The 17,689-nt window shown below is 54.7% G+C and carries 19 protein-coding genes and 1 other RNA gene; 8 read left to right on the top strand and 12 right to left on the bottom strand.

Going from position 1 to position 17,689, the window contains the following annotated elements; all coding sequences use genetic code 11:
• Positions 1 to 50 precede the first annotated feature (50 nt).
• The 5 genes from rsmI to AC07WB_RS17035 all read left to right on the top strand — a co-directional run bounded on the left by rsmI (position 51) and on the right by AC07WB_RS17035 (position 3,503).
• Positions 51 to 914 carry a 16S rRNA (cytidine(1402)-2'-O)-methyltransferase gene (rsmI, locus tag AC07WB_RS17055; RefSeq protein WP_345828202.1) on the top strand — a complete coding sequence of 288 codons (864 nt, stop codon included), beginning with the start codon at positions 51 to 53 and terminating at the stop codon, positions 912 to 914.
• Positions 915 to 947: 33 nt separating this feature from the next.
• Positions 948 to 1,326: RNase P RNA component class A (gene rnpB, locus AC07WB_RS17050), an RNA gene on the top strand.
• A 457-nt stretch (positions 1,327 to 1,783) separates the two neighbouring features.
• Entirely contained in the window at positions 1,784 to 2,134 is a 351-nt protein-coding gene (gene mdtJ, locus AC07WB_RS17045) for a multidrug/spermidine efflux SMR transporter subunit MdtJ (protein WP_097095926.1), read from the top strand.
• Positions 2,121 to 2,450 carry a multidrug/spermidine efflux SMR transporter subunit MdtI gene (mdtI, locus tag AC07WB_RS17040; protein WP_494940917.1) on the top strand — a complete coding sequence of 110 codons (330 nt, stop codon included), beginning with the start codon at positions 2,121 to 2,123 and terminating at the stop codon, positions 2,448 to 2,450. The genes mdtJ and mdtI overlap by 14 nt, the downstream gene beginning before the upstream one ends.
• Positions 2,451 to 2,543: 93 nt before the next feature.
• Complete coding sequence (locus AC07WB_RS17035; RefSeq protein WP_494940916.1) at positions 2,544 to 3,503, top strand: AraC family transcriptional regulator; 960 nt, start codon at positions 2,544 to 2,546, stop codon at positions 3,501 to 3,503.
• Positions 3,504 to 3,539: 36 nt separating this feature from the next.
• Here the strand turns inward: AC07WB_RS17035 and AC07WB_RS17030 are convergent, their stop codons facing one another.
• From AC07WB_RS17030 to AC07WB_RS16980, 11 genes are all read right to left on the bottom strand, one after another.
• Positions 3,540 to 4,598, bottom strand: coding sequence for an NAD(P)-dependent alcohol dehydrogenase (locus AC07WB_RS17030; RefSeq protein ID WP_494940915.1), 1,059 nt, complete (start codon positions 4,596 to 4,598; stop codon positions 3,540 to 3,542).
• A 163-nt stretch (positions 4,599 to 4,761) separates the two neighbouring features.
• The gene (locus AC07WB_RS17025; protein WP_097095930.1) at positions 4,762 to 5,736 is read right to left on the bottom strand and encodes a glutathione S-transferase family protein; all 975 of its coding nucleotides are present in this window, start codon (positions 5,734 to 5,736) and stop codon (positions 4,762 to 4,764) included.
• 80 nt (positions 5,737 to 5,816) lie between these two features.
• On the bottom strand, positions 5,817 to 6,227 hold the full coding sequence (locus AC07WB_RS17020; protein ID WP_097095931.1) for a DoxX family protein: 411 nt from the start codon (positions 6,225 to 6,227) through the stop codon (positions 5,817 to 5,819).
• Positions 6,228 to 6,433: 206 nt separating this feature from the next.
• Positions 6,434 to 6,718, bottom strand: coding sequence for a YqjK-like family protein (locus tag AC07WB_RS17015; protein WP_097095932.1), 285 nt, complete (start codon positions 6,716 to 6,718; stop codon positions 6,434 to 6,436).
• Entirely contained in the window at positions 6,715 to 7,113 is a 399-nt protein-coding gene (locus AC07WB_RS17010) for a phage holin family protein (RefSeq protein ID WP_176519205.1), read from the bottom strand. Before AC07WB_RS17010 ends, AC07WB_RS17015 begins: the two co-directional genes overlap by 4 nt.
• Before the next feature lie 2 nt (positions 7,114 to 7,115).
• The gene (locus tag AC07WB_RS17005; RefSeq protein WP_008103512.1) at positions 7,116 to 7,421 is read right to left on the bottom strand and encodes an ElaB/YgaM/YqjD family protein; all 306 of its coding nucleotides are present in this window, start codon (positions 7,419 to 7,421) and stop codon (positions 7,116 to 7,118) included.
• 35 nt (positions 7,422 to 7,456) lie between these two features.
• Positions 7,457 to 7,828, bottom strand: coding sequence for a DUF1090 family protein (locus tag AC07WB_RS17000; protein WP_141400238.1), 372 nt, complete (start codon positions 7,826 to 7,828; stop codon positions 7,457 to 7,459).
• Positions 7,829 to 8,002: 174 nt separating this feature from the next.
• Entirely contained in the window at positions 8,003 to 8,371 is a 369-nt protein-coding gene (gene mzrA / locus AC07WB_RS16995; RefSeq protein WP_097095935.1) for an EnvZ/OmpR regulon moderator MzrA, read from the bottom strand.
• A gap of 2 nt (positions 8,372 to 8,373) precedes the next feature.
• Complete coding sequence (locus tag AC07WB_RS16990; RefSeq protein WP_097095936.1) at positions 8,374 to 9,045, bottom strand: DedA family protein; 672 nt, start codon at positions 9,043 to 9,045, stop codon at positions 8,374 to 8,376.
• 334 nt (positions 9,046 to 9,379) lie between these two features.
• Positions 9,380 to 10,153: a transcriptional regulator ExuR gene (gene exuR / locus AC07WB_RS16985; RefSeq protein WP_097095937.1), complete on the bottom strand. Its 774-nt coding sequence runs from the start codon at positions 10,151 to 10,153 to the stop codon at positions 9,380 to 9,382.
• Between the two features lie 89 nt (positions 10,154 to 10,242).
• Complete coding sequence (locus tag AC07WB_RS16980) at positions 10,243 to 11,544, bottom strand: MFS transporter (RefSeq protein ID WP_097095938.1); 1,302 nt, start codon at positions 11,542 to 11,544, stop codon at positions 10,243 to 10,245.
• Positions 11,545 to 11,914: 370 nt separating this feature from the next.
• Here AC07WB_RS16980 and uxaC point away from each other — a divergent pair, with 370 nt between their 5' ends.
• Genes uxaC through AC07WB_RS16965 form a run of 3 tightly spaced genes read left to right on the top strand, consistent with a single transcriptional unit; the run spans position 11,915 to position 16,276 of the window.
• Entirely contained in the window at positions 11,915 to 13,330 is a 1,416-nt protein-coding gene (gene uxaC / locus AC07WB_RS16975; RefSeq protein ID WP_097095939.1) for a glucuronate isomerase, read from the top strand.
• Positions 13,331 to 13,332: 2 nt separating this feature from the next.
• Positions 13,333 to 14,781 (top strand): tagaturonate reductase, encoded by a 1,449-nt coding sequence (locus tag AC07WB_RS16970; protein ID WP_494941083.1) that lies wholly within the window; start codon positions 13,333 to 13,335, stop codon positions 14,779 to 14,781.
• Between the two features lie 4 nt (positions 14,782 to 14,785).
• Entirely contained in the window at positions 14,786 to 16,276 is a 1,491-nt protein-coding gene (locus tag AC07WB_RS16965; protein WP_494940914.1) for a UxaA family hydrolase, read from the top strand.
• Positions 16,277 to 16,348: 72 nt separating this feature from the next.
• Here AC07WB_RS16965 and sstT read toward each other — a convergent pair whose 3' ends face one another.
• Positions 16,349 to 17,590 carry a serine/threonine transporter SstT gene (sstT, locus tag AC07WB_RS16960; RefSeq protein ID WP_345828212.1) on the bottom strand — a complete coding sequence of 414 codons (1,242 nt, stop codon included), beginning with the start codon at positions 17,588 to 17,590 and terminating at the stop codon, positions 16,349 to 16,351.
• Positions 17,591 to 17,689 lie beyond the last annotated feature (99 nt).

Genomic DNA, 17,689 nt, shown 5'->3' with positions numbered 1-17,689 from the left:
GATGTTTTTTTCAAGATGCTCAATATTAAATCGGCAATTCGGATGAAACAATGAAACAACTCGATCGGGCAGAGATTTCTGCCAGCACGCTCTATATCGTTCCTACCCCGATCGGTAACCTGGGTGATATCACTCAACGAGCGTTGACGGTGCTCTCAAGCGTCGATCTAGTCGCAGCGGAAGATACACGTCATACCGGGCTGTTGCTACAACATTTCGCCATCAATGCGCGACTCTTCGCACTTCACGACCACAACGAACAGCAGAAAGCCGAGGTGCTGTTAGCCAGGCTGCAAGAGGGCCAGAGCATTGCGCTGGTCTCCGATGCGGGCACGCCGTTGATCAACGATCCGGGCTACCATTTGGTGCGTCGCTGTCGTGAAGCCGGCGTGCGCGTGGTGCCATTGCCAGGTGCCTGCGCGGCGATTACAGCATTAAGCGCGGCGGGGTTACCGTCCGATCGTTTCTGTTACGAAGGGTTTCTGCCGGCCAAAAGCAAAGGGCGCTGTGATGTGCTGCGCGCGCTGGGTGAAGAGACGCGTACGCTGATTTTCTACGAATCCACCCATCGCCTGATTGATAGCCTGCAGGATATGGTCAGCGTGTGGGGTGCCGAACGTTACGTGGTGCTGGCGCGCGAGTTGACCAAAACCTGGGAGTCACTGCACGGTGCGCCGGTGGGCGAGCTGTTGGCGTGGGTGCTGGAAGATGAAAACCGTCGCAAGGGCGAGATGGTGCTGATTGTTGAAGGCCATAAAGCGGATGAAGAAGCGCTACCCGCTGAAGCGCTGCGTACTCTGGCGCTGCTGCAAAAAGAGCTGCCGTTAAAGAAAGCTGCTGCGCTGACGGCGGAAATTCATGGCGTTAAGAAGAACGCGCTCTATAAGTACGCGCTGGATCAGCAAGAGGCGTGACAAACGGCGGCGGATCGCCTATTATCCCGCGCCGAAGCTGACCAGACAGTCGCCGCTTTGTCGTCGTCCTCTTTCGGGGGGAGACGGGCAAAGGGGAGGAAAGTCCGGGCTCCATAGGGCAGGGTGCCAGGTAACGCCTGGGGGGCGCAAGCCTACGACCAGTGCAACAGAGAGCAAACCGCCGATGGCCCAGTAATGGGATCAGGTAAGGGTGAAAGGGTGCGGTAAGAGCGCACCGCGCGGCTGGCAACAGTTCGTGGCACGGTAAACTCCACCCGGAGCAAGGCCAAATAGGGGTTCACAAGGTACGGCCCGTACTGAACCCGGGTAGGCTGCTTGAGCCAGTGAGCGATTGCTGGCCTAGATGAATGACTGTCCACGACAGAACCCGGCTTATCGGTCAGTTTCGACTTTTTTCAACACAAAACCCGCTTCGGCGGGTTTTGTGTTTTCTGGGGACCGATCGCGCGAGCTGTCAAACTGCCACCAACGGTTCCCTCTCCCAATGGGTGAGGGTATTAATGCGCGAAAAATTACGTAGTCTCGCCCACGTAAAGAAATGAAAATCTCGCAAAACATTATTACGGCTATGCCAGAATATGCGGGTGTTTAACTACTGAGGACAAATTTAATCCACACTGACGAGAAGCAACAACGTGGATAAGTTGTAATTTTATGGACAAAATGTTTGCGCCAATTAACACTTTTATCTCTTCTTCTTTTCCTGAGTCAAACTGCCCAATCTGCGATCAGCACTGGCGCTTCGCGCTATAGTTCCGTTCTCTCCTTTTCTGATTTTTTAATTTAACTTTGCTAACACGCTTATTTTTGGCGTGGACGGCGTTTATTTCTCGTTCAGGAGAGAAATCATGTTGTATTGGATTTTATTAGCGCTGGCGATCGCCGCGGAAATTATCGGTACTGTCTCAATGAAATGGGCCAGCGTTAACGGTGGCAATGCCGGTTATATTTTTATGCTGGTGATGATTGCACTCTCATATATTCTCCTCTCTTTTGCCATTAAGCGTATTGCGCTTGGCGTGGCGTATGCCATGTGGGAAGGCGTAGGTATTCTGTTCATTACGCTGTTTAGCGTGCTGCTATTCGAGGAAGCTTTATCTGCGGTGAAAGTCGTCGGGCTTTTGACATTAATCGCTGGCATCGTCTTGATTAAAACGGGCACGCTGAGTCGTAAGGAGCTGCGCCATGGCAACGTTTAATGGGCTGCATATCGCATGGTTGGCGCTGGCGATTGGGCTGGAGATTGTCGCCAATATCTTTCTGAAATACTCCAATGGCTTCCGCCGTCCCCTTTATGGCGTGTTATCGCTGGTTGCCGTGCTGGCGGCGTTTAGCGCGCTGGCGCAGGCGGTGAAAGGTATCGACCTGACCGTCGCCTACGCGCTGTGGGGCGGATTGGGATTAGTTGCTACGGTAGCGGCGGGTTGGATTTTATTCGGCCAGCGACTGAGCCGCACGGGTTGGCTGGGCGTGGCACTGTTATTAATCGGTATGTTGCTAATTAAGTTCGCATAATAACTTACCGGCGCACAATCCACCTCAACATACGGGGCGGGATAGTTTAGGCTAGCGATCATTCCGCTCTGTTTCGTCACAGGTGAAAATAGCATGCATCTTCAGCCGATTGATCGCTGGCCAAACGCGCTGCGCCAGCAAACCGCAGCGTTGCGTCGCGAGATTGCCGCTCGCTTGCAGACGTACACCGGTAGCCGGCCCAATATTGTGAAGCCTTTTCCTGGGATGATGATGGCGGAGTTGCATGAGCCCACTCCACCAATGTCCTATATTTATGAACCCAGTCTTTCGCTAATTATTCAGGGTGAAAAGCGCGTGTCACTTGGTGATACAACTTACACTTATAATGAGTCGCGCTTTTTTCTTACCGCCGTTAATTTGCCTACCATTGCCGAAGTGCCGCAGGCGAGTGCGGAAGAACCGTTTCTGTCGCTACTCATCACGCTGGATTTGCCACTGGCGCGCGAAGTGATCGCCGATATGGAGCAGCACGGCAGCCGTGTGAATCCGCAGAATAGCGGCATGTCGTTGGGCGCGGCAGATTGTTCTTTGCTGAATGCGGTGCTGCGCTATCTCGCTAATCATGATTCATCACACAACAGCAGTTATGTCAGCGATCTCATTCAGCGCGAAATTCTTTATCGCATCTTAACCAGTGAAGCGGGCAGCGTATTTCGTGAGACCGTTTTAACCGGAACCAGTAGCCAGCGCGTCTCGATTGCCATTAACTGGTTACGAGAAAATTATGTGCAACCGTTGAGCGTCGAGGCGCTGGCACAGCGGGCAGGAATGGGGGTATCGACGCTCCATCACCATTTCCGACGCATGACCACCATGAGCCCGCTGCAATTTCAGAAGCATTTACGGCTGTATGAAGCGCGCCGTTTGCTGATTGCGGAAGAGATCGATGCATCAAGCGCGGCGATTCGCGTCGGCTATGAGAGCGTGACGCAATTTCATCGTGAATATAAGCGCATGTTTGGCGCCACCCCGATTAGGGACAAAGCGCAGCTGCTGGCGGGGACAGGGAATCTGGCGATGGCGGTGCGCTAATACCAGCCGGATGCACCGGCTGATAGTAGACGCTTATCAGGCCGCGGTTAATGAGGCCATATCAATCACAAAGCGATACTTCACATCACCGCGTTCCATGCGTTCAAACGCATCATTAATCTGCTGCATATTAATGATTTCGCAATCCGGATGGATGTTTTTACGCGCACAGAAATCCAGCATCTCCTGCGTTTCGGCAATGCCACCGGACGGCGAACCGGTAATGCGGCGACGCCCCATAATCAGCGGCAACGAGCTGAATGCCTCCATATTGCCGAGCGCACCAACAATCACCAATGCGCCTTCCACATCCAGCAGCTGTACATAAGGCGAGACATCGTGGCGGGTCGGAATGGTATCGATGATCACGTCAAATGAGGATGCTGCCTGCTGCATTGCCTCGTCCGAGGTTGAAAGCAACACATGTTCAGCACCGAGTTGATGTGCTTCTTCGGCCTTGCCCGCGCTGCGGGTGATTACTGTCACCTCCGCACCAAGGCCGGCGGCAAGTCGCACCGCCAGATGCCCCAATCCGCCAATGCCCACTACGCCGACGCGCGATCCCGGCCCGACGTTCCAGGTACGTAATGGCGAGTATACGGTGATACCGGCGCACAATAACGGCGCGGCGCTAGCAGGATCGAGTCCCTCCGGCAGATTGAGGACAAATTCCTCTCGCACCACCACATGTTTGGCATAGCCGCCATAAGTGATGTCGCCAGTGAGGCGATCGCGACCGTTATAGGTCACCGTCGGGAATTCGCGGCACATCTGCTCTTCATGACGGCGACACTGATCGCATATCTGGCAGCTATCGACAATAGTACCCACCGCCACCCATTGTCCTGTTGTGTAGCGTTGAACGTCGCTGCCGACATCAATAACGCGCCCAATGATTTCATGTCCTGGTACCAGTGGGTAAACGGTCGGTCCCCACTCTTGCCAGTCATTCCTTGCCTGATGTAGATCGCTGTGGCAGACGCCCGAGTAGACGATTTCGATGGCCACATCGTTATTGCGCAGCGCGCGGCGTTCAAAGGCGAACGGGGTTAACGGCGCATCAGCGCTCAGTGCAGCATAACCGTAGGTTTTCATAGTCGCTCCAGTTTACGGTGAGAGTCGTTTAACTGTAGCCAGTGAAGGGATGAAGGAGTGAGTCTGATTCTGCCTGATGATTGCCTGTTTCTCTTGGGGGAAATCGGTGAAGCCGTTCCGCTCATCCGAAACTTCTCCCGCAAGCGGGAGAAGGAAAAGGGCATCAGCCACGCCCGTGCGGCTCGTCCCAGTCAAACGCTGGGCCCAGCGAAATCACGCCGCTTGGGTTGATGGTTTTGTGGCTGCAATAGTAGTGATGGCGGATATGCGGCAGATTGACCGTATCGGCAATGCCAGGCATTTGGTAAATGTCTCGCAGGAAACCGCTGAGATTACGGTAATCGCTGATGCGATGGCGGTCACACTTGAAATGGGTAACGTACACCGGATCGAAGCGCACTAACGTGGTCCAGAGTCGCAGATCGGCTTCGGTAAGCTTGTCGCCGGTGAGATAACGATGCTGGCCAAGAATTTGCTCCAGGCGCGCCAGTGAGTGGAACAGTGATGTCACCGACTCATCGTAGGCCGCCTGCGAAGTGGCAAAGCCGCTCTTGTACACGCCGTTGTTCACGGTATCGTAAATCCAGCCGTTCAGTTCATCGATCTTGTCGCGCAGTGCCGGTGGATAGTAATCACCGGCGCGTGCGCCTTGCGCATCAAACGCGCTATTCAGCATGCGTATGATATCGGCGGATTCATTGCTAACGATGGTGTGCTGCGTTTTGTCCCACAGCACTGGTACGGTGACGCGTCCGGTGTATTGCGCGTCGGCGTGCAGATAAAGCTGATAGAGAAACTCATTTTGATACAGCGAGTCGCCGGTGGCGTCGGGGAAGTCATCGTCGAAAGTCCAGCCGTTTTCCAGCATCAGCGGATGCACCACTGAAACCGAAATCATCTCTTCCAATCCTTTAAGCTGGCGCATCAACAGCGTGCGGTGCGCCCACGGACAGGCGAGTGAGACATAGAGATGATAGCGATCGCGTTCGGCGGCGAAGCCCGCTTTACCGGTTGGGCCGGCGCTGCCATCGGCTGTAATCCAGTTGCGCCAAACGGCTTCTGTGCGTTTGAAGCGGCCTCCGGTTGACTTCGTATCGTACCAGGTGTCATGCCAGACACCGTCAATCAGCTGTCCCATAAGCCCTCCATAAAAAAAGAGGGCGAGGAAAATCCCCGCCCCTGCAATTGAGTATATGTGCTCTGTGACGCTTGTGCTGCTTAGCGTGCGGTCGCCGGTTGGACGCGCTGACGAATCAGGCGGTCAATGCTGTAAGCGCCTGGACCTACCAGACCCAACACCAGGAAACCACCAGCGATGGAGAGGTTCTTCATGAACATCAGCTGGTTAACACCTTCAGCGAAGTTGCTGTGGAACAGGAACGCGGTCAGCAGAGTGAAGCCTGCGGTGAACAGCGCGGTAAAGCGCGTCAGGAAACCGAACAGGATTGCCAGGCCGCCACCGAACTCAAGCAAAATAACCAGCGGCAGCATGAAGCTCGGGACGCCCATGGATTGCATATACTGCGCGGTACCGGCGTAACCGGTGATTTTGCCCCAGCCTGCGGTGATAAACAGAATGGTCATTAATACGCGTGCTACCAGCAGGCCTGAGTCTTCGAATTTTTTCATCATCTACTCCAACAAGGTTTTTGTTGCAGGTTGTTGGCCTGCGGGTTTTGAATCCCGTTGAACCGCTTATTTCAGTTCTCTGGGTTGATGGAGGGAGATGATAATCGCAGCTTGAAAGAGTTGTAAGCGAGATAAACTGTCAGTGTTATTCAGGAAATTTGAGGGAACGAAACCGAATCAAGCCGATCCGGTTTTAGAGAGAGGAATTAGCGTGTATTTAACGTCGATTTAATCATGCGCCAGGTGCTCCAGACGCCGAAGCCACGTTTGGCCCAGCGCAGGAGACGGTTGGGGCTGCGGATCGACCAAATCGCCAATGCACTGCTGCCAATCGCCAGATAGCGGCGCATGCCGATAAGCGTGAGCCAGCCACGATCGTACTGTGCGGTACTGGTTAGCCAGTCGCGGCTATCGGCGCTGAGGTCGAGCCGCTGCTGCTGCACCTGATTTAGCAGCTCGTGAATGCGAGCTTCACGTTCGCGGCGGCTCATGAGCGATGCTCCTCCAGCAATTTACGATCGGTATCCAGCTCTTTACGCGTATGGCGCAACAGCGTTGACTGACGCGATTTATAGAGCGTCCATAAGCCGAAAATCAGCGCCAACGCAAACAGCACGCCGGTGGTAATGGCAATCGCCATTAGGCGATATTGTGCGTCCACCGCCCAGATGATCAGCACCATCAGGCTCATAAGTCCGAAAGCAGTAAACAGCATGGTAAGGCCCACCATCATCAGCATCTGAATCAGGTTTGCCTTTTCCTCTTCCAGTTCCACGATGGCGAGACGGACGCGTGTCTCGGCCATGCTCACCAGTGTGGTAACTATCCGCTGCCCAATGTTAAAGACCCCTTTGCCGGGGCCGTGGCTTTGCTGACTATCACTCATCATTAACGCCGTGAGATTAAAATGCCGATTAAAATACCTACCGCCGCGCCGATACCGACGCCGTGCCATGGATTATCGCGTACGTATTCATCCGCCTTTTCCGCCGCTTCACGCGTGGTTTGTGCAATACGTTCGCCAGAATCGCCAAGGCGTTCACGGGAGCTTTCGATAGCGCCGCGCGCTTTGTGACGCAGTTTATCCAGCTCACCTTTGGATTTGTCCGCCGAGCTGCTCAGCACTTCTTCCAGGGTATCAGCCAGATTTTTCAATTCAGCGCGCAGATGTTCAGATGTTGATTCTTTAGCCATGGAAATCTCCTTTTACAGCATTGAGTTAAGTCCGATTAATAAGGTTCTGCTTCAAGCTTTTTCAATTCGTGCTGGGCTTCTTCAAGCTTACGCTCGCGCTTCTCAATTTTGTCTTTGTCGCCGTCCTGACGCTCTTCCTTAAGCTCACGTTCACGCTCAGCAACCTTGTGTTTCTGCGCCGTGATGCGTTCGCTATGCGCAGATTTCAGTTTCTCGTCGGTGCAGCCTGCACGCACTTCGGTTAAAGCGCGTTCCAGGCCGGTGACACGGCGCTGGTTGTTATGCTGCTTCGCCATATCGATTTCGTGCTGGATATCCTGCTCTTTTTGCTGACAGAGCGATTCAGCCGCCAGCAGCGAACCCGAGAGTGAGAAAAGAATAGCACCTAGCAGTAATTGATGTTTCATCAGGTAGTGACCTTCCATTGTTGATGACCTGCCTGAGAGCAGACAGGAGAAGCTTCCCAGCATGTCTTAGGCTTACGCTACCTCTAAGGATAGACAGCAGACGAAAAAATTCAAAGAAGACGCGGGGATAGCGAGGATTGACTCACCGCCTGGCTTATTGTCAGGCGGTGACGATTAACTGTACGTTGGCCGATTTGCGTCAGGGTATTGCTGCGAAGCCTGCGGCCCAGCAGCCACGACGAACCCTTGTGGCAACAGGCGTTTCAGCACTTTCTGCGCTGCCAGGCTCTGCTCTTCATTCTCAAAATGAATGACCAACGCATCGCCAGAAGGCGTAATACTTTTGATACGCACGCCTTGTGCCGAAAGTTGCTGATAAAGATAGAAACCATCTGGCAGATTGGTGCCGTTGTTTGCCACGCGGATTTTAACCACGGTTTCGTGCTGCATCAGCGTTGGGACAGAACAGACAACCAGCAGCGCCAGCGCGCCACCCAGCGCCCAAGGCAGGAAGCGCCTTGGGAATCCATTAAATTTGAACATGATTATGGATTCCCGTTACGAGTTGACTGACGTTTGCGCCAAAGCACCACTAACGAACCGACCAGACCAACGACCAGTAGCACTAGCGGCAGCAGCATCAGGCACAACATCAATTCATCTTCATAACGCCGGAAAATCGGGGTTTTACCCAGCGCGAAGCCTAATACGGTAAGAATCAGCACCCACAAGAATCCGCTCACCCAGTTAAAAAACTGGAAGCGTGCATTGCTCAGGCCTGAGAGCCCGGCGATGGTCGGCAGCAAGGTGCGCACGAAGGCGATAAAGCGACCAATCAGCAAAGCCGATAAACCGTGGCGATGGAACAGGCTATGTGCGCGTTGGTGGTATTGCGCCGGCAGATGCGAAAGCCAGTTTTGCACGGTGGGCGTATTGCCCAGCCATCGGCCCTGAATGTAGCTCACCCAGCATCCAAGGCTAGCGCCGGTAGTTAAAATCAGAATGGTAAGCGGGAAGCCCATGGTGCCTTTAGCAATCAGCACCCCAACCAGAATGAGCAAACTGTCGCCGGGTAGAAAGGCGGCGGGTAGCAGCCCATTTTCCAGAAACAGAATCATAAACAGCACGCCATAAATGGCCCAAACCAATGTTGGGTCGGAGAGCATTTCGTAATCCTGCTGCCATAAGGCATGCAGCAATGCTTGCAAAATATCCATCAATCATTCCTGAACATCATTGTTAATCGTGCCCGTAAGGGGCTTAGGCGCAGACTGGCATTGTTTATACATTGTTAGATAAGCAGCCTGAGCAGGAGTTTCCGGATCCTTCCAGAATTGATTGTTAAATCAGCGACTTTTAAAAGCCCTGTCGCAAAGGGTAATAAAAGGGCGATAACTGTAACAAAAATAACGTTATCCAGACAGGGGAAAGTGCCTGCCGCACAGGAGTTTTACCTTTACACGCAGAGGGTCCAAAGGAGCTTTACATGAGCTGACACTATTGCAGACTAACTGACTTTTCAGCGGCGAAATGCCGGAAAAACCAGCAGATTTAGCGCGGCGTATCGCTAGCTTCAGGCAGGATGACCGGATTTTCCGCAAACATGTAACGGTCGACATTAAATTCAAAATCGTCGGTCGTCGCGTTAAACAGCATCTGTTTAGTATTTTCCAGATGTTGCCACATTGCCAGCTTGCTGGCGGCGGGATCTTTGCGAATCAGTGCTTTTAGAATCTGGTCGTGATCGTCACACCAGCTGGTGATATTTTTGGCATCAATGTGTTCGTGCAGCTTGAGCCAGTAGGGGTTGTGTAAACGATGTAGCCACATCTTCTCGACGATGGCGGCAAGCGCGCTATTCTGCGTCGATTGCGCAATGCGCACGTGGAATTCCATATCCCATGCTGAGTCACGCGAATGATCTTCCTGACGCGCTTTTTCCTGAATCGCCATCAGCGCCACAATATCCTGACGCGTCACCTGGGTGGCGGCAAACTCGGCAACGTTGCTCTCAATCAGCTGGCGCGCCTGTAATAGCTCGAACGGACCGAAATTGGCAAACTCCAGTTGGCTGGATGTCATCACGCGGTTCTGCTGCTGGTTGCTCATGACATGAATGCCGGAGCCTTTGCGCACCTCCACGTAACCTTCCACTTCCAGCATGATGATCGCCTCACGCACCACGGTACGGCTTACCTGCATCTCTTCGGCGATCAGACGTTCTGCAGGCAGCTTATCGCCAACGGCGTAGTCACCGGCTTCTATGCGGCGTTTGAGTTCACTGGCGAGCTGTTGATACAGGCGACGAGATTCGGTCAGGTCCATTACGGGGTCCGCTGTGGGATCAAAGTTGAGTTGTTATACCACTTCAGCCGCGTAGAGGAAATGGGCTGGCCTGCGCCAGCCCGAAGAGATCAGGATCGTGCCGGAGCTGCCTGTCCGGCAGGCTGCTCATCCAGCTCGGAAACCGGTTGGTTTTTCAGTACCGTCCAAATGACAACCGCACCTAACAGATCAAACACCGCCAGCGCCGCGAACAGTGGGCTGAAGCCCAGCGTATCGGCAAGCGCGCCCACCACCAGGGCAAACATGGTGCTCGCCGTCCATGCCGCCATGCCGGTCAATCCGTTGGCAGTGGCGACTTCGTTACGGCCAAATACATCAGAAGAGAGGGTGATCAATGCGCCAGAGAGCGCCTGGTGAGCGAAGCCACCCACGCACAGCAGCGCAATTGCTACATATGGACTGGTGAATAAACCGATGGTGCCTGGCGCAATCATCAATACCGCGCCCATCGTGACCACCAGCTTGCGCGAAACGATCAGATTGACGCCAAACCAGCGCTGGAACAGCGGCGGCAGATAACCGCCAACGATGCAGCCAAGATCGGCGAACAGCATCGGCATCCACGCAAACATGGCGATCTCTTTCAGGTTGAAGCCATAAACTTTGAACATAAACAGCGGAATCCACGCGTTAAACGTTCCCCAGGCCGGTTCGGCGAGGAAACGCGGCAACGCGATGCCCCAAAACTGACGGTTGCGCAAGATCTGGCGGGCCGACATTTTCTTGTTGTTGCCGGTTTGATGCTGCAACTCTTGTCCTGCAATGATGTAGTGGCGCTCCTCATCGCTCAGCTTGGTTTGCTGCTTAGGATGTTTGTAAAACACCAGCCAGCAGATCGCCCACACCATACTCAGCACGCCGGTGATGATAAATGCCATTTGCCAGCTGTGTGCCACGATCGCCCACACCACGAGCGGGGGCGCCAGCATCGCACCAATTGACGATCCTACGTTGAAATAGCCCACCGCGACCGAACGCTCTTTGGCGGGGAACCATTCGCTACTGGCTTTCAGGCCTGCGGGAATCATTGCGGCTTCGGCTGCGCCCACGGCACCGCGCGCCAGGGCAAAACCGCCCCAGCTGCCGGCCATCGCCGTCGCGGCACAGAAGATCGCCCAAAGTATGGCAAAGACTGCATAGCCGATTTTGGTGCCGAGCATGTCCAGCACATAACCGGCCACCGGCTGCATGATGGTGTAGCACGCCGAATAGGCGGCCACGATGTAGGAATATTGCTGGGTGGTAATGCCTAGCTGGGTTTCCAGCGTCGGCGCCGCAACGGCAATGGTATTGCGCGTCAGGTAACCGAGCACGGTGCCCAGCGTCACCAGCCCAATCATGTACCAGCGTAGCCCTTTGATCTTACGCATTATTAACCTCGTCCAGTTTGTCGTTGCGGTTTGCCGCTGTAGTTATCTGGAGCGGGATAGTGTGAAACGTACTTCTCACCCCCGCATTTCCTTGCCTGTGCCATAAGTTCGTTTACAACGGAGCGAGAGGTTAACTTGTTATACATCTTGAAAAGTTGAATGCCATCACATAAACCATGTCCGTAGTGTGTGTTAGCGTTAAAGATCGATAAAACAGCCATTTAACACAATATCCGCAACAAGAATGTCCATATGTCCACAGTAAAACAGTGATTATTGTGAGTGAGATCGCAAACAATTTTTCCGGTCGCTTAAATTGGTATGATAACTTTTAGTAAAAGCCGGATGGCTCCAAAATGAGGAAGCAGGTATGTCGCGTTTTATGAGTGAAGATTTCCTTCTCGACACCGAGTTCGCCCGTCGTCTGTACCATGACTACGCAAAAGATCAGCCGATTTTTGACTATCACTGCCACTTGCCGCCGCAGCAAATTGCCGAAAATTACCGCTTCAGCAACCTCTATGACATCTGGTTAAAAGGCGATCACTACAAATGGCGTGCGATGCGAGCCAACGGCGTCGCGGAAGCGCTCTGTACCGGTGATGCCAGCGACCGGGATAAATTTGCTGCCTGGGCGCGCACCGTGCCGCATACCATCGGCAACCCGCTTTATCACTGGACGCACCTCGAACTGCGTCGGCCTTTTGGCATTACCGATGTACTGCTAAATGAACAGAGCGCCGAGCGTATCTGGCAGCAGTGCAATGAATTGCTGGCGCAGGACGCGTTTAGCGCGCGCGGCATCATGCAGCAGATGAACGTAAAGATGGTCGGCACCACGGATGACCCGCTTGATGACTTGCAGCATCACCGCACGGTGGCTGAAGACAGCCGTTTTAACGTGAAAGTGCTGCCGAGCTGGCGTCCGGACAAGGCGTTCAACATTGAGCTGGAGAGCTTCCTGCCATGGATTCAGCGCCTTGAACAAGTGGCGGATGTTAGCGTGCAACGCTTTGAAGATTTACGACGCGCCCTGAGTCAGCGGCTCGATCATTTCGCTGCCCATGGCTGCAAAATCTCCGATCACGCGCTGGATGTGGTGGTGTTTGCCGAGGCCGATGACGCCACGCTGGACGGCATTCTGGCACGTCGCCTGCAAGGTGCTGCACCTTCAGCAGAAGAAACGGCGCAATTTAAAACCGCGGTGCTGGTATGGCTTGGCAGCGAATACGCACGCCGTGGCTGGGCGCAGCAGTATCACATTGGCGCGCTGCGCAATGCCAATCGCCGCCAGTTCGATATCCTCGGTCCGGATGTTGGCTTCGATTCGATTAATGATGCGCCGCTAGCGATGCCGCTGGCACGCCTGCTGGATGCGCAAAACCGTCAGAATGCCCTGCCCAAAACCATCCTCTATTGCCTCAACCCGCGCGACAACGAAGTACTGGCCACCATGGCGGGCAATTTCCAGGGCGAAGGCGAACCGGGCAAGATGCAGTTCGGTTCGGCATGGTGGTTCAACGATCAGCTGGATGGCATGCAGCGTCAGATGACGCAGCTGGCACAAATTGGTTTGCTGAGCCGCTTTGTTGGCATGTTAACCGACAGCCGCAGTTTCCTCTCCTACACCCGCCACGAATATTTCCGCCGCCTGCTGTGTCAAATGATCGGCAACTGGGTAGCGCGGGGTGAAGCGCCCGCTGACGAGGCGTTATTAGGCCAGATGGTACAGAACATCAGCTTTAACAATGCGCGCGATTACTTCGGCATTGAGCTGGGAGCCTGATGATGCAGCGACTCAATCGTCACAATTTTCCGGGCGCGCAGTATAGCGATCGCGTTATTCAGTTTGGTGAAGGCAACTTTCTGCGCGCCTTTATCGATTGGCAGCTCGACTGGCTTAATCAGCATCAAGGTACGGATGCTGGCGTGGTGGTGGTACGGCCCCGCAACCGCGTGGTGAAAGAGACGTTGAATCAGCAAGATGGCTTATACACTACGCTGATACGTGGTCTCAACGCGGCAGGTGAACAGGTGAGTGAAACCCGCCTGATCCGCAGCCTGAATCGTGAAATTCAGCCGTATCAACAGGTTGACGATTTCCTTGCGCTGGCCCGCGCGCCGCAGATGCGTTTTGTGTTCTCTAATACCACCGAAGCCGGCATTGTTTTTGTTGAGCAGGATCGGCTGGACGATGCGCCAGCATCCTCGTTTCCCGGAAAGCTGACGCAGCTGCTGTGGACGCGCTTTAACCACTTTGCCGGTGCCAGCGATAAAGGCTGGCTTATCGTGCCGTGCGAGCTGATTGACTATAACGGCGACACGCTGCGTGAGTTGGTGCTGCACTACATCAAACATTGGCAGCTGCCGCCGGAGTTTGCGCGCTGGGTGTTGGATCACTGCGCTTTCTACAACACGCTGGTGGATCGCATTGTTACCGGTTATCCCGCCGACAGCGCGGCGATCGAGGCGCAGCTTGGCTATGAGGATCGCTATCTGGTGGCGGGCGAAGTCTATTACCAATTTGTGATTCAGGGGCCAGCCGCGTTAGCGCAGGAGCTGAAGCTCAACACGCTGGCGCCGGAAGTGAAGCGGGTGGATGACATCACGCCGTACAAAGCGCAGAAGGTGGCGATCCTCAACGGCGCACATACTGCGCTGGTGCCGGTGGCGTTTCAGTGCGGGCTGGAAAGCGTGGGTGACGCGATGGAAGACGCGCAGATTGCTGGCTTTGTGGATGACCTGCTGCGTGACGAGGTGATCCCAACGCTGGATCTGCCGCGCGATGAGCTGCACGCCTTCGCTGATGCGGTGCAGCGGCGTTTCCGCAATCCCTTTATTCGTCATGCGCTGCTCTCTATCGCACTCAACGGCATGACCAAATTCCGCACCCGTTTGCTGCCGCAGCTGTTGCTGGCGCAGCAGCAAAATGGGCAATGGCCTGCACGCCTGACCTTCGCCTTTGCCGCGCTGCTGGCGTTTTACCGCGGTGAAGAGGGCGATCGTCACTGGCCGCTTCAGGACGACGAACACTGGCTGCAGCGTTTCGCTGAGCTGTGGCCCGCCGTGCAGCACGATAAACAGACCCCGGAACAATTGGTGCGCGCGGTACTTAGCGATGCCCATCACTGGGGCGAAGATCTCACCCAGCGGCCAGGATTAGTGGCCGCAGTAAGCCAACACCTGCAAAACATCATCGTCCACGGGATGCGGACGGCGTTGACCCAACTGAGATAACGCTATGCAAGATGCGATAAGAATACATTCACGCGACAACGTTGCCGTGGCGCTGCGCGATTTGCCCGCCAATACCCAGGTCGAAATCAATCACCAACTGATTACCCTGCAACAGGACGTTGGGCGTGGCCATAAGTTTGCTCTGCAGCCGTTGCCCAGCGAGGCGCTGGTGATCAAATACGGCTTGCCGATTGCCCATGCTACGCAGCCGATTGCTGCTGGAGAGATGATTCACTCCAGCAATGCGCGCACCAATCTGAGCGATGTGGATGAGTACGACTATCGGCCCGAGTTCCTCGAATTGCCGCCACAAGCGGGCGATCGTGAGGTACAGATCTACCGTCGCGCCAGCGGCGAAGTGGGGATACGAAATGAGCTGTGGATCCTGCCTACCGTTGGTTGCGTCAATGGAATCGCGCGGCAAATCCTCACGCGCTTTATGAAAGAGAGCAATGATGCCGAAGGTATTGACGGCGTACACCTGTTCAGCCATCCGTTCGGCTGCTCGCAGCTCGGTCAGGATCATGAAAACACCCGCACCATGCTGCAAAATATGGTGCGCCATCCTAATGCCGGTGCGGTGCTGGTGATTGGTCTTGGCTGTGAGAACAATCAGGTTGATGTATTCCGCGACACGCTTGGCGGTTTCGACAGCGATCGCGTGCAGTTTATGGAGTGTCAGAAGCAGGATGATGAAGTGGAAGCGGGGCTGGAACGTCTGCACGCGCTCTACCAGGTGATGCGTGCAGATCGACGTCAGCCAGGCAAACTCAGCGAGCTGAAGTTTGGTCTGGAGTGCGGCGGTTCCGATGGTTTTTCCGGCATCACCGCCAATCCGATGCTGGGCTGTTTCTCCGATCAGATGATTGCCAACGGCGGTACGACCGTGCTGACGGAAGTGCCTGAAATGTTTGGTGCGGAGCGTATTCTGATGAGCCGCTGCCGCGATGAGGCCACCTTCGAAAAAACCGTGGCGATGATCAACGACTTTAAGCGTTACTTTATCGATCATCAGCAACCGATTTACGAAAATCCATCGCCCGGCAACAAAGCGGGCGGCATCACGACGCTGGAAGAGAAGTCGCTCGGCTGTACGCAGAAAGCCGGCCAAAGCCAGGTGGTGGATGTGTTGAAGTACGGTGAGCGCTTGCACACGCCGGGACTCAATCTGTTGAGTGCGCCGGGTAACGATGCGGTGGCGACCAGCGCGCTGGCGGGCGCAGGTTGTCATATGGTGCTGTTTACTACCGGGCGCGGCACGCCCTATGGCGGGTTTGTACCCACGGTGAAGATTGCCACCAATACGCAGTTGGCCGAGAAAAAACCGCACTGGATCGATTTTAATGCCGGACGTTTAATTGAAGGCATGAGCATGGCGGAAATGCTGGCAGATTTCGTCGATATGATTGTGGCGATTGCCAATGGCCAACCGGCGCGGAATGAAACCAATGATTTTCGCGAGTTGGCGATTTTTAAAAGTGGTGTAACGCTCTAAAATCAGGTGCGCATGAATGCGCACCCTACGGATTCACGTAGGGTCGCCATGTATGGCGACCTGGAGCAATGGTTATTCTGAAACCGTACGACGCGGCGCGCGCTCGGCTTCCGCCTGGCAAACGGCCGCAGTAAACAGAATATCTGTCGATGAGTTCAGCGCGGTCTCGGCGGAATCCTGCAGCACGCCGATAATAAAGCCCACCGCAACTACCTGCATCGCCAGATCGTTTGGAATACCAAACATATTACAGGCTACCGGAATCAGCAGCAGCGAACCGCCGGCGACGCCTGATGCACCGCAGGCGCATAGCGATGCGACCAGGCTCAGCAGAATAGCGGTTGGCACATCCACCGAAATGCCCAGCGTATGCACCGCGGCCAGCGTCAGTACGGTAATGGTGATCGATGCACCGGCCATGCTGATGGTGGCGCCCAGCGGAATCGACACGGAATAGGTATCTTCATCAAGATTGAGACGCTTAGCCAGCGCCATATTCACTGGAATATTGGCCGCCGAACTGCGGGTGAAGAACGCAGTAACGCCGCTTTCACGCAGGCAGGTAAACACCAGCGGATAAGGATTACGACGGATCTTCTGCAACACCAGCATGGGGTTGATCACCAGCGCCATGATCAGCATGCAGCCGAGCAGCAGCGTCAGCAGATTGGCGTACTCCCAAATGGCATCAAAACCGGTGGAAGCGAGGATCGACGCCACCAGACCAAAAATCCCCAGCGGCGCACAGCGAATCACACAGCGCACCACCCAGGTTGCGGCACTGGATGCATCATTGAGAAACGCTTTGCTGCCTGGGCTGGCATGACGAAACGCCAACCCTAAGCCCAATGCCCACACCAGAATGCCGATGTAGTTGGCATTTATCAGTGCCTCAATCGGATTCGACACCATGCTGATCAGCAAGCCGTGCAGCACTTCGCCAATGCCCGACGGTGGGGTGATCTGCGTGGCGCCCACGTTCATCGACAGCGTCTGTGGGAACAGATGGCTGAAGATCACCGCAACGACCGCCGCAAAGAAGGTGCTGAGCAGATAGAGCATGATAATTGGGCGAATGTTGGTTTTCTGCCCTTGCTGATGGTTAGCGATGGAGGAGATCACCAGCACCAGAACCAGCAGCGGCGCGACGGCTTTTAGCGCGCGAACGAACAGCTCGCCCAGCAGGCCAACGGCTAGCGCGGCATCGGGTGAGAACCACGCCAGCGCGACGCCGGCCACTAGGCCGATCATGATTTGTTTTACCAGGCTTCCTGCGAACAGCGCGCCCAGACGTCCAATAACGTTGTTTTGCATAGTACGGTCTTTTTATTGTGGTCATGAGTGTTGTGCGCGGTTCTGCCGCGCATAACGGTTTGCCCGGCGGAGTATAAGGAAAAGAGCTATCGAGGAAAG

It is taken from the genome of Pantoea sp. GW821-FHT03E06 (assembly GCF_059420725.1).
This window is presented reverse-complemented; position numbering and strand designations above follow the sequence as displayed.